We start from the raw sequence: 11,847 nt of genomic DNA on the forward strand, positions 1-11,847 counted from the left end.
GGGTTCAGGGCGTGACGGTGGGAACACGTAGTTCCACCTTGAGATCGCCGCTGTAGTAGCCGGGGCGCTTGGTGCTGACCGGCACGCGCGGTGTTTCCAGCGTCAATGGCGTAGGCACGCAGAACACCGGCTGCGTCATGCCGGGCAGCAACACCAGCCGCAGCCGTGCGGTATCGATGCCGTGCAGCAACTGCTCCACACCATTGCGCATGGGCAGCGCGCCACCGTTGTGATCCAGGGTGACGGTGTAGTCCACGCGCTGGGTGGCATCACTGCCGCCATCGACGTGCCATACCGAATAGCCCGAGGGCCCGGGAGGTTGCGCGCCGCTGTCACGCACGGTGACGCCTAGGTAGGCACTCTGCGAACCAAGTCCGTCGTACAGACACATGTCGAGCTGGGTACGGCCACCGATGGTCTGCGCGATCGGGTCGTATTGCAGGTTCAGACCGACGTGCGGGGTGACCTGATCGAAAAGCGGGAAGTAGATGGAGACCGCGTTGTGGTCGGTGATGGTGAAATCGAAGGAGACCGTGTTGGTGAGCACTGCGGCCTGCTTTGGATCCACTCTGAGATCGAGGAGGAGTTCGCCCCGCCAATGGCCGGCGACCAATCGGCTCAGTTCTTCTTGGGGAAGTACAAGCCTCACCCCGGTACCTAGTGGGGAATCGACATTGCACTGGTCCCAAGCAGCCGAATAAAGCGGATACACGTGTGGGGTCCAAAAATCGCCAGAGCATGCGCGACCGGACACAATCCGTCGTAGCCATCCGTTCAACCTCACTTCTGTTGGAAGACCAGATCGCTGTTCGACCATCCGAAGTACGATGTCTGACGGCCTGAATGAAACACTCTCATCGCCAGAGATATTGCAGCTACCTTCCGACGGGTCGATGTTGGATCGGCAGGTCAGATGTATTTGTCCGAACTTGCGGGAGACGTCGCGACTGAAACCCAGAACAGTCCGGTCTGGCCAAATCTCGAGATCACCGGGCATGGATGATCGATCCCATGCGCGGGTGACCTGCTGGACTATCGGGCTGGGGTCGGTCTCCGGCGGCTGTTGCGCCGTCGCCCGTGGCACCAACAGCACCAGCCCACACAACACCGCCATCACCCACCACAACCGACGGCTCACTTCGCACCTCCCGCTGCTGCGGTCTGTGGCGTGGCGGCGATCAGCGCCTGCTCCTGCAGCAACCGCGTCACCCGTGCCTGGTGGCGGATGTCGGCGGGCAGCTGGGCCACGGCCAGCGGCTCGCACTGCACGGCGCCTACCAGCATCACCACGCTGCGGCGCTCTCGCACCTGCAGCGGGCAGTGCAGCAACCGGTCGTCCTGCAGCAGGTACAGGATCTTCTCGCGTCGTGGGAAGTCGGCCACGAAACCTCCATTGCTGCCGGTGCCGGGCACCGGCGCGTTGAGAATGCGGGCACCGCGCAGCGGTGCGCCGGCGATGTCCTGGGCATTGCCGATGAAGGTGTAGGTCACTTCAATCGGCACCGGCATGCGCACCAGCCGGCCCGGTGACAGAAACAACGGACGCGCGCCGCCCACACCGCTCACCCGCACGGCGGCGATGCTGTCCAGGGCGCTGGCGTCCTGCACTTCAGCGCGGTGCGACTGGTAGGCGGATATCGGCAGCAGCCGGCGCTCGCCCAGCTTTAGCCGCTGCCGGCGCAGCCCGCCCACCTGCAGCTCGGCGGCAACGCCGGTCAGGTCCAGGTCGTCGGTGTCATCCACCTGCACCGCCAGCCCCGCGTCGGCGCCAACGCCAGCGCCCCAGTACACGCCGCGCTTGCCGATGGCCAGGCCGGAACTGTGCGTGGCGCTGTACGCCACTTCGTTGCCACCCTGGTGCTGGTAGCGCGACACCGTGGCACCGGTCTGGCCGATGCGGTTCTGCAGCTGGGTACTCAGCGTGGCGCTGTAGCGCTCGTTGTTGTTGCCGCGCAGTTCGCCCGATACCTCGCGGTACTGATCCTCGTATTCCTGGCGCAGCGTCTGCCCGGCGCTGTAGTTGATGTCCGGGCGCGCATGCTGTGGTTGCCGCACGTCCACGCCATAGCGTCGCTGCGAACTGCCGCGGTCATCGTGCTGCAGGCGGTTGAGGCTGAAATTGAGGTAGATGCCGCGGTCACGGCCGTCGCGCAGCCCACCGCCGCTGGTCTGCTGCCACACGCCGATGCGGCTGGAGACACTGAACTCGCCCCAGCGCTGGCTGCGGCTGTAGCTGGCCTGCCAGGTGCGGCTGAGCTGCGGTATGCGCGTGGGCTGTGGCATCCACGGCGGCAGCAGCGGGTCAAGTCCGGCCAGCGGATCATCATCCAGCCCCGGCCGCACGGTGCCTGCACGCCAGGTCTGGCGGCGCGTATAGGCCACGTAGGCGTTGCCGCCGGCCACCGGCAGCGCCATCGAGGCGCTGAGCGAATCGGCGCAGCCGAGCCGGTCGCGCGCGTCATCCTCGAACTGGCAGGCACGGCCGCGCATGCGCTGGTGGTACACATTCCACGAAGCACGGCGACGGTAGGAAAGCTGATGCTGCTGGCCACGGCTGCCATCGCTGCCGTGCATGCCACTGAAGGTGGCGCGGACTTCCTGGGTGGCAAACACATGGCGCAGGTCCACCCGCAGTTCGCCGTAGCTGAAACCGCCCAGATCAGCGATGCCAGCGGTCATGGCCACGTTGCGCCCCATCGGCACGCGCAGACCGCCCATGGCCGCCAGTTCGTCGTTGAAGCGGTCGCTGCGGCGCTCGTTGCGGCGGCCGCCCTGCAGGAACCACTGCACGCTGCTGTCGGTCCAGTCACCGCCCTTGTCGAACGGCGCGTCCTCGTTGCGTACCAGCACGCCGTCTTCGTAGATGCGCAGGCTGACGGTGTAGTTGCCCATGGGGAACCGGCGCGTATCGAGCTGGTTGATGCCTGCCTGCAGGTAGAAGGTCTGCAACAGGCGCTCGCCATCGAACGCATCCACACGCGCATCGCGCGCCAGCAGCACGGTGAGCGGCGTGGCCTGCACGGCGGCGGCGGAGTCCACGTAGGCCTGCGTGGTGCCCAGCCGCAGGCCCTGGAAGCGATCCATCGGCAGCATGCTGAAACTGAAGGTGCCGCCCTGCGGGCTGCTCAGGTTGCGGCGGTCCATGCGCCCGGCCTGCAGGTAGTGCTGCTGGCCCAGGTCATGGCGGTAGTAGGCGTTGTCGAGCTGGAAACGGCGGCTGGCAAGACCGCCGCGGTAGTGCTGCTGGCTGAAGGTCCAGTCGGCGGACAGGTGCCCGCGCTGGAACACGCCCAGTGCACCCATGCCCTGCGCGGCCAGCGCCTGGTAGCCGCGGCCACCGCTGACATTGAAGGTGTGCTGGTGCAGGAAGGCGTTCTCGGCATTGGCACTGACCTGGTGGTAGCGCTCGGCGGCCGGCTCGCCGGGGATCCATTGGCGGGCGACAAACAGGCGCACAGCGCCCTCGCCTTCGTCATACAGCGCGCGCACGGCAGTGGGCTCCTGGGGAGGATCGATGTACCCGCAACCGGCACTGGCACCGCCGTAACGGCATGCCAGATGACTGTTGCGCGGCAGCGGCTTCGACAACGCCGGCAGCAGCGCTGCCTGCGCTTCGGCGGACAGCTGCAATGCCTGCAGCGCCTCGGCCGGGGTTTCCAGCTGCACGTGTTCCAGGGTCACGCGCACCGGCACCAGCCCGGTCGAACGACCGAACAGACGGATCTCCAGTTGTTCGGTCTGGCCTTCGACCAGATCCTCGAAACCGGCGGGAACGCCGCGCGCCGCGACCAGGGGTGTGGCCAGCGACAGGGCGAGCGCGACCGCCAGCCGGGTGACGGCGGGTGCGGGAGCATTCATGGGGATTACCGGAAGCAGCCGGCCCGGCAAGCGGGCCGGCGCGGGTGCCTTACGGGCTGGTGGTCTTCTGCTGCATGGCGATGGTGACGATGCCTTCGTAGCGGCCACCGCGGGTGATCGGCGCCGGGCTGGTCTGCGCGATACGCAGCGCCATCGGGATCGACGCACCGGGCATGGCGCCATCGAACAGATCGGATGCAGTGAAATCCTGCGCCGCCACGGTCAGCGCCCTGCCGTTGAGGCTGACGGTCAGCGGCACCGGCGTACCGCCACCATCGGTGTTGAGCAGCTGCGGGGTGCTGCCAACACGCACTTCGATGTCCTTGCTTTCATCGTTGGAGTAGATGCGCACCTGCTGCGACCAGGGCACCAGGCCACTGACCGGGTTGTGGACCATGTTGACCACCGAATCCAGCGCCGTGCCATCGGCCTTGAGCAGGGCCAGGGTCGGATCGACGTTGGCCCAGACCTTGATGTCGGCGTCAAATGCATTGGCGGACAGCGAAACGGTAGCCAGCGCTGCAGCGAGCGCGGCCTTCTTCAGGATGGAGTTCATGGTGTCTCTCTCGGACGGTGGGATATGAGGCCTCCAGTGCGGAGGCATCACCCGCCTGCGTGGGGGCGGGCGACGGAGAGAATGGTAGGCAGCGCCCTACCCTGCGGCCATTCAAGCTTTCCTAAATAGATGCGTGTTAAGGAGATTCCTTGAAGGCGTTCAATGTTTGAGGGCTATGCAATTGTCCTCACCAGTCCTTTGCAACAACCCTCATTGCACTGACGCCAAAATGCATCAGGCCGCCTTTCGGCGGCCTGATGCGATGAACGGTGCGGTGCCTAGAAGAAGATCGCGTACAGGATCAACAGCGGAATCGGCACACCCAGGAACCAGAGCAGAAGCGTTTTCATGGCAGGTCTCCTTGCATCAGATGGGGTTACAGGTCGCGGCGACGGCCGCCCCAGGTGGCGCTGAGGCTGGCGAAGAACGCGCCGATCAGCAGGGTGATGAACAGCCACAGTGCGGCATAGGCCGTGGCCTTGCGCGCATCGTCGGCAGCTTGCTTGGCGGTGTTCTTGGCCTTTTCCAGCGCAGCACGCATGCGGGTCTGCACGTCGGTCACACGGGCCTGCGCTTCAGCCTGGCTCATGCCCGTCTCGCGCGCGATCAGCTGCGACAGGTACTGGGTATCGGCCGGATCCAGGCCATCGCCCTGCAGACTGTTGACGATGATGCGGTTCACTTCGGCACGGAGTTCGCGGCGGTCACCCATCGGGCCATTGCCCAACATCGGGCGCGGCGGCGGGGCCGTGCGGGCGTCACGTGGGCCGACGCTGGCGACCGGGGAAGGCGTGGCCGGGCCCATGGGCGGCACGCCCGGCGTAGCGTCGGCGGCGCCCGGGGCCGGCGGCGCGCTCGCAGCTGCGGGGTCTGCATGGGTGGCGTTGCGGAACAGCGAGTCCACCCAATAGTTGAGGTCGCCTTCCGGTGCGGCCGCAGCGGCGCTACCGGCACCCGCGGCGGCAACGCCGGCCGTGGATGCAGCGGCGCCTGCAGTGGCGCCGGCAACCTTTGCGCCAGCGCCCAGCACGCCACCGATGGCCGAGGTCAACAGGCCAGCAGTGAGCAGGGTGGCCACGGCCCAGGACACGAAGCCGTGCGCGGTATCGCGGAAGTAGGTTTCATCGCCGTGGATCTGCGTCCACTTGGTGCGCAGGCGACCGGCCAGATAACCGCCCAGGCCGGAAGCGGCCAGCGCGGTGAAGGTGAGCCAGATGATGCTGGACCAGCCGAAGGTTTCCTTGCTGACGCCTTCGAACGACCACGGTGACACCGATGACAGACCAAGGCCCACGCCGAGAATCAGCAGGATGAGGGAGAGTGCAGCGGCAGCGGCGGCGCCGGCGAAGATCGCGCCCCAGGACACGGCGCTTTCGCTGGGAGGGGCGACGATGGGGGCGGTGACGACAGTGGCGACGTCTGGGCCGAGCGGGCCGCGCTCGGGTGGGTCGAATCGGGTACTCATCGGGATGGATGCTCCATTTCAGGTGCTGCGGATGCAGTTGGTGTCCTGAGGCTGCGCGAGCGGTTGTGAAGCTGGCGAGACCCTTGAATCACGCGGTCTTGGCGCGGTGAAGAGCGTGCCAACCAAGGTTGGCACCTACCGAAGGCGGTTGCGGTGGTAGATCCACGCCATGCGTGGATGATTTTTCGTGGGCGCCGAAATCGTGCGGACCAACGGTCCGCACCTACCAGGTCCGCTCCAAAAAAAACGCCCCGCGGATGCGGGGCGCTCTCGGCACAACCTACGCGGGCGATCAGCCCTGGTAGTCGCGCACGTCGCTGCCGGTGTAGACCTGGCGCGGACGGCCGATCTTCATTTCCGGATCGACCTGCTGTTCCAGCCAATGCGAGACCCAGCCGGAGGTACGGCCCAGGGCGAACATGACGGTGAACATTTCGGTCGGGATCTGCAGCGCCTTGTAGATGATGCCGCTGTAGAAATCGACGTTCGGGTACAGCTTGCGCGCGACGAAGTACTCGTCCTGCAGCGCGGCCTGTTCCAGCTTCACGGCCACGTCCAGCAGCGGATCCTGCACGCCCAGCTGCTTGAGCACCTTGCTGGTCATCTCGCCGATGACCTTGGCGCGCGGATCGAAGTTCTTGTAGACGCGGTGGCCGAAGCCCATCAGGCGGAAGCCGGAGGTCTTGTCCTTGGCCTTGACCACGGCGGACTCGACGTTGTCGGCGCTGCCGATCTCTTCCAGCATCTTCAGCACGGCTTCGTTGGCACCGCCGTGGGCCGGACCCCACAGCGCGGTGACGCCAGCGGCGACCGACGCGTACGGGTTGGCACCGGTCGAACCGACCAGGCGCACGGTCGAGGTCGAGGCGTTCTGCTCGTGGTCGGCGTGCAGGATGAACAGCAGGTCCAGCGCCTTGACCACGTCCGGGTTCAGATCGTACTGGCCGTCAGCCGACTCGAAGGTCTGCTTCAGGAAGCGGCTGACGTAGTCCAGCGAGGTGTCCGGCTTGTTGGCGGGCAGGCCCTTGCCATGGCGGTAGATCAGCGCCGACAGGGTCGGCACCTTGGCGATCAGGCGCACGGCGGCCTGGCGGCGCTGTTCGGCGTCGGACAGGTCCAGCGAGTCGTGGTAGATGGCCGACAGCTGCGCGATCGCAGCAGCCAGTATGGCCATCGGGTGGGCGTCCTTGGCGAAGCTGCCGATCAGGGTGTTGATCGAGTCGTCGACATTGGCTTCGGCAGTCAGCTCATCGGTGAAGGCCTTCAGCTGCTCGGCGCTCGGGCGCTCGCCGTTGATCAGCAGGTAGGCCACTTCGACGTAGCTCGACTTTTCCGACAGCTGCTCGATCGGGTAGCCGCGATACAGCAGCACGCCCTTGTCGCCGTCGATGTAAGTGATGGCGGATTTGCAGCTGGCCGTCGCGGTGAAGCCGGAATCGTAGGTGAAAAACCCCGTTTCCTTGGTCAGCTTCGCGATGTCGACGCAGTCGTTGCCAAGGGTGGGTTTGATGACGGGCAGAACGACGGACTTATCGCCGGCGTTGAGCGTGACCTGATCAAGATCGGACACTGTGTGCGCTCCTTCATGGGAAGGCGCCTGCCCAAGCGCATTGGTCAGGCACGTGAATGACGTCCTCGGCCTGTGCCGGGGATCATGCCATTATCGCACAGCAGCATTTGCCCGGCGCTAGACAGAAGTCGTAGACGGCAGGCGGCCAGAACCCGGCCAGCAAGCGGCCCGGATCGGCAAAAGCGTTGTCACACGAACGCAGTGTTCTGTCCATCCAAACGCCCGTTGGGTTGGCGTTGGGGAAAAACAAACGGCCGCGCAGAGCGCGGCCGTCGGTTCGAAGCTGGATCGACAGATCAGCGCGCGTAGCGCTTCTGGAACTTGTCGATACGGCCCGAGGTGTCGATGACCTTGTGCTTGCCCGTGTAGAACGGGTGCGAAGCCGAGGAAATTTCAACCTTCACCAGCGGGTAGTCGTTGCCGTCTTCCCACTTGATGGTTTCCTTCGTCGCCATGGTCGAGCGGGTCAGGATCTTGAAATCGGAGGTGACGTCATGGAAGACGACGTCGCGGTAGTTCGGATGGATATCGGCCTTCATGGGCTCACACCGTAAATGGGCTGGTGGTCAAGAGCGGCATTATAAGCACCGGTTGCCGCCCGGGGCAACCGGTGCCGGTCAATCGGCTTCAGTCCGCGCCCAGGGCCTGGCGTACCAGGGTCTCGAAACGCTGCTGGTCGTAGGCCATCAGCAGATCGCAGTTGTCCGGCTGGCCGGTCTGGCGGTTCCAGTCGACGATGGTGGCGCCGCGGCTGAACGTGCCATTCAGCTCCACGTTCAGCGGACGCGACTCGACCCGCAGCTGCCCTTCCGGGTTCAGTGCCCAGGCCATGGCAACCGCGTCGGCGGTGTACCAGCGGCCGCCCTTGCTGTCTTCGGACAGGCCCCGGGTCTTGCGCGAAATCAGCTCGTAGAAGCGGGCGCGATCGGAATCGGCCTGCAGCCATTTCTCGGCTTCTTCCAGCGGCAGGCCGTGGGCGACGGTGGCCTCCCAGTCCGACACCAGCAGGTGCTTGAACGAGGTGAACACCACATGCGCCGCTTCCGGATCGAAGGCGATGTTGAATTCGGCCGCCGGGGTGATGTTGCCGTGGCAGGTGACCGCGCCGCCCATCACCACGATGCGCTTGATGCGCTGGGGCAGGGTCGGGTCCAGCTTCAGTGCCAGCGCGAGGTTGGTCAGCGGGCCAAGCATCACCAGCATCAGTTCGCCGGCATGCGCGTGCGACAGGCGCAGGATGGCCAGCGCAGCATGCTCGGCTTCGGCCTGGCGGCTCGGCGGCGGCAGGTCCACGTCGCCATAGCCATCACGGCCATGCACGTGGGCAGCGTCTACGGAAGGATGCAGCAGCGGATCCGGGCTGCCGGCAAACACCGGCACGTCGGTGCGGCCGACGATGTCGCAGAGCTTGAGGGCGTTGCGGACGGTGTACTGCAGGCCGACATTGCCGGCGGCGATGGTCAGGGCGACCACGTCATGCCGTTCATCGGCAAAGGCCATCAGCAGGGCCAGGGCGTCGTCCACACCGGGGTCGGTGTCGATCAACAGGGGGATCTTATGGGTCATCGTTGCCGTCTTCAGATCGGCAACGAAGTGTGGACCGGGATGATGACCGTTGCAAGTATGGGGGGCGGCAGGGCTGCGACCTGCACCCGCGGTAGTGCCGGCCGCTGGCCGACAACTTCAACAGCAACGCCGAAAACGGGTTTCCCGCGGATGGCAGGGAAGAGCTCTCTGTAGAGTCGAGCCATGCTCGACTCCCGCGCGCAGCGCGCACGGCAGCCGAGCGTGGGCTCGGCTCTACAGTAGATCCACGCCGTGCGTGGATGAGCGTGCCGGAAATGGGGTCAGAGGCCATTGCTGCGCAAAGGGCTCTGACCCCAGGGTGCTTACGCCGAGGCGTAGCGCACGGCGGTGCCGATCCATCGCTGCACCACCCGATCGGCCAGTGCAGGCTGCTGCTCCAGCAGGCGCTCGGCCAGTGCGTGCACGCCGGGCAGCAGCCCGGCGTCGCGGGCCAGGTCGGCGATGCGGAAACCGGCCAGGCCGGTCTGGCGGGTGCCCAGCAGCTCGCCGGGGCCGCGCAGTTCCAGATCCTTCTCCGCGATGACGAACCCATCGTTGGTTTCGCGCATGGTCTGCAGGCGCTCGCGCGCCATCTGCGAAAGCGGAGCCTGGTACAGCAGCACGCAGCGCGACACCGCCGAACCACGGCCGACGCGGCCGCGCAGCTGGTGCAGCTGGGCCAGGCCGAGGCGCTCGGCGTTCTCGATCACCATCAGCGAAGCATTCGGTACGTCCACACCCACTTCGATGACCGTGGTCGCGACCAGCAGGTCGATCTCGCCGGCCTTGAAGGCCACCATCGTCGCCAGCTTCTCGGCCGCTTTCAGCCGCCCGTGCACCAGCCCCACGCGCACGCCGGGCAGCAGTGCCTGCAGCGATTCGTAGGTGGCCTGCGCCGGAGTGGCATCCAGCTCTTCGCTTTCCTCGATCAGCGTGCACACCCAGTAGACCTGCCGCCCTTCCTGGCAGGCCAGCGCGATGCGCTCGATCAGCTCCGGGCGGCGGTCATTGTTGAGGGCGACGGTCTGTACCGGCGTGCGGCCCGGCGGCAGCTCGTCGATGGCCGACACATCCAGGTCCGCGTACTCGGACATCGCCAGCGTGCGCGGAATCGGCGTGGCGGTCATCACCAGCTGGTGCGGCACGCTGTTGCCGCCCGCGCCCTTGTCGCGCAGCGCCAAGCGCTGGTGCACGCCGAAGCGGTGCTGTTCGTCGACGATGGCCAAGGCCAGATCCTGGAACACCACCGCCTCCTGCATCAGCGCGTGGGTACCGACCACCACCTGCGCTTCGCCGCTGGCGACCTGCTCCATCACCTTGGCGCGCGCCTTGCCGGTGACCTTGCCGGCCAGCCAGGCGATACGCACATCGAGCGGCTCCAGCCAGCCGCGCAGGTTGTTGAGATGCTGTTCGGCCAGCAGTTCGGTGGGCGCTGCCAATGCGACCTGCTTGCCCTGCTCCACCGCCAGCATCGCCGCCAGTGCGGCCACCACGGTCTTGCCGGAACCGACGTCGCCCTGCACCAGCCGCAGCATCGGGCTGGGGCGCGCGAGGTCTTCACGGATCTGCTTGAACACGCGCGCCTGCGCGCCGGTGAGCGCGAACGGCAGCTGCTTCAGCAGCGCCTTGGCCAACTTGCCAGGACCAGCCAGCGGCGGCGCATGGTGTGCCTGCAAGGCAATGCGCTGGCGACGCAGGCTGAGGTGGTGGGCCAGCAGTTCTTCCATCGCCAGGCGGCGCTGCGCCGGGTGGGTGCCGGCGGCCAGCGCGGCGAGGTCGGCATCCGGCGGTGGCCGGTGCACGGTCAGCAGCGCGCTGCGCAGCGACGGCAGGCCCAGGCCATCGAGCCAACCGCTGGGCAGCAGTTCCAGCGTGCTCTCCTCGGGCAGGCGATCCAGGGCCTGGCCGATCAGCTTGCGCATCGTCATCGGGCCCACGCCTTCGACGGTGGGATACACCGGGTCGAGGCGGTCGCCGAGTTCGGGATCATCGTTGCGGCCCAGCACCTGGTAGCTGGGATGGACGATTTCCAGGCCGAGGTGGCCGGGCTTGGGCGTGCCGAAGCAGCGCAGCCGGTTGCCGACCGCGAACTGGCCGACCTGCTGCTGGCGGAAATGGAAGAAGCGCAGCACCAGGGTGCCCTGCCCTTCGTCCTCCACCGCGACCTTCAGCATCGGTCGATAGCGCATGCCGCGCTCGACCGCGACCACCCGCCCTTCCACCTGCGCCGGCACGCCGTTGCGCAGGTCTTCGATGCGGGTCAGCCGGGTCCGGTCTTCATAGCGCAGGGGCAGGTGAAGCCAGAGATCCTGCAGGGTGGCCAGGCCACGCGCCTGCAGTTTGGCGGCCACGGCCGGACCGACGCCGGCGAGCATCGCCAGGGATGCTTCGCCGGACGGTGACAGGACCGGGGTGACCGCCGCCTTGCGTGCCACGTGGTGGTCAGTCGATGACCATCACCGCGTCGACCTCGAAGCTGGCGCCCTTCGGCAGGCCGGAGACTTCGATGGTGGAACGGGCCGGGTACGGGGCCTGGAAGTAGTCCTGCATGACCGCGTTGACCTTGGCGAACTCGCCCAGGTCGGTCAGGTACAGGCCCAGACGCACGACCTTGTCCAGCGAGCCGCCGGCGGCTTCGGCCACGGCCTTGAGGTTGTCGAAGGCGCGACGGGCCTGCGCTTCGACGTCGCCAGCGCCGACGATGTCGCCGGTGGCCGGGTCAAGCGGGATCTGGCCGGAGAAGTACACGGTGTTGCCGGCGCGCACGGCCTGCGAGTACGGGCCGATGGCGGCGGGGGCCTTTTCGGTGTTGATGATCTGGCGGGACATGGG

General features: G+C 66.6%; 9 protein-coding genes. All 9 read right to left on the bottom strand.

Annotation, left to right across the window (positions count from 1 at the left end; all coding sequences use genetic code 11):
• Positions 1-4: 4 nt before the first annotated feature.
• On the bottom strand, positions 5-1,114 hold the full coding sequence (locus VG566_RS12335) for a CfaE/CblD family pilus tip adhesin (protein WP_414614103.1): 1,110 nt from the start codon (positions 1,112-1,114) through the stop codon (positions 5-7).
• 20 nt (positions 1,115-1,134) lie between these two features.
• Entirely contained in the window at positions 1,135-3,858 is a 2,724-nt protein-coding gene (locus VG566_RS12340) for a TcfC E-set like domain-containing protein (RefSeq protein ID WP_164110386.1), read from the bottom strand.
• 49 nt (positions 3,859-3,907) lie between these two features.
• Positions 3,908-4,414, bottom strand: coding sequence for a CS1 type fimbrial major subunit (locus VG566_RS12345; protein WP_046984294.1), 507 nt, complete (start codon positions 4,412-4,414; stop codon positions 3,908-3,910).
• A gap of 376 nt (positions 4,415-4,790) precedes the next feature.
• The gene (locus VG566_RS12350) at positions 4,791-5,879 is read right to left on the bottom strand and encodes a hypothetical protein (protein ID WP_197561502.1); all 1,089 of its coding nucleotides are present in this window, start codon (positions 5,877-5,879) and stop codon (positions 4,791-4,793) included.
• A 292-nt stretch (positions 5,880-6,171) separates the two neighbouring features.
• Positions 6,172-7,449, bottom strand: a complete 1,278-nt coding sequence (locus tag VG566_RS12355) for a citrate synthase (RefSeq protein WP_014038331.1) — start codon at positions 7,447-7,449, stop codon at positions 6,172-6,174.
• A 296-nt stretch (positions 7,450-7,745) separates the two neighbouring features.
• Positions 7,746-7,988, bottom strand: a complete 243-nt coding sequence (locus VG566_RS12360; RefSeq protein WP_010484049.1) for a type B 50S ribosomal protein L31 — start codon at positions 7,986-7,988, stop codon at positions 7,746-7,748.
• Positions 7,989-8,076: 88 nt separating this feature from the next.
• Entirely contained in the window at positions 8,077-9,015 is a 939-nt protein-coding gene (locus VG566_RS12365; protein ID WP_032956077.1) for a nucleoside hydrolase, read from the bottom strand.
• 323 nt (positions 9,016-9,338) lie between these two features.
• Positions 9,339-11,450, bottom strand: a complete 2,112-nt coding sequence (gene recG / locus VG566_RS12370; protein WP_241884255.1) for an ATP-dependent DNA helicase RecG — start codon at positions 11,448-11,450, stop codon at positions 9,339-9,341.
• 7 nt (positions 11,451-11,457) lie between these two features.
• A complete protein-coding gene (locus VG566_RS12375; protein ID WP_005418954.1) occupies positions 11,458-11,844 on the bottom strand; it encodes a RidA family protein in 387 nt (128 codons plus the stop codon).
• Positions 11,845-11,847: the final 3 nt, after the last annotated feature.

This window comes from Stenotrophomonas sp. CASM114 (assembly GCF_049384325.1).
Lineage (GTDB): Bacteria > Pseudomonadota > Gammaproteobacteria > Xanthomonadales > Xanthomonadaceae > Stenotrophomonas > Stenotrophomonas muris.

Excerpts from the sequence above, each read along its gene's own strand:
- VG566_RS12345 (WP_046984294.1), bottom strand. The coding sequence starts at position 4,414 with ATGAACTCCATCCTGAAGAAGGCCGCGCTCGCTGCAGCGCTGGCTACC.
- VG566_RS12335 (WP_414614103.1), bottom strand. The coding sequence starts at position 1,114 with ATGGCGGTGTTGTGTGGGCTGGTGCTGTTGGTGCCACGGGCGACGGCG.
- VG566_RS12365 (WP_032956077.1), bottom strand. The coding sequence starts at position 9,015 with ATGACCCATAAGATCCCCCTGTTGATCGACACCGACCCCGGTGTGGAC.
- VG566_RS12375 (WP_005418954.1), bottom strand. The coding sequence starts at position 11,844 with ATGTCCCGCCAGATCATCAACACCGAAAAGGCCCCCGCCGCCATCGGC.
- VG566_RS12350 (WP_197561502.1), bottom strand. The coding sequence starts at position 5,879 with ATGAGTACCCGATTCGACCCACCCGAGCGCGGCCCGCTCGGCCCAGAC.
- VG566_RS12340 (WP_164110386.1), bottom strand. The coding sequence starts at position 3,858 with ATGAATGCTCCCGCACCCGCCGTCACCCGGCTGGCGGTCGCGCTCGCC.
- VG566_RS12360 (WP_010484049.1), bottom strand. The coding sequence starts at position 7,988 with ATGAAGGCCGATATCCATCCGAACTACCGCGACGTCGTCTTCCATGAC.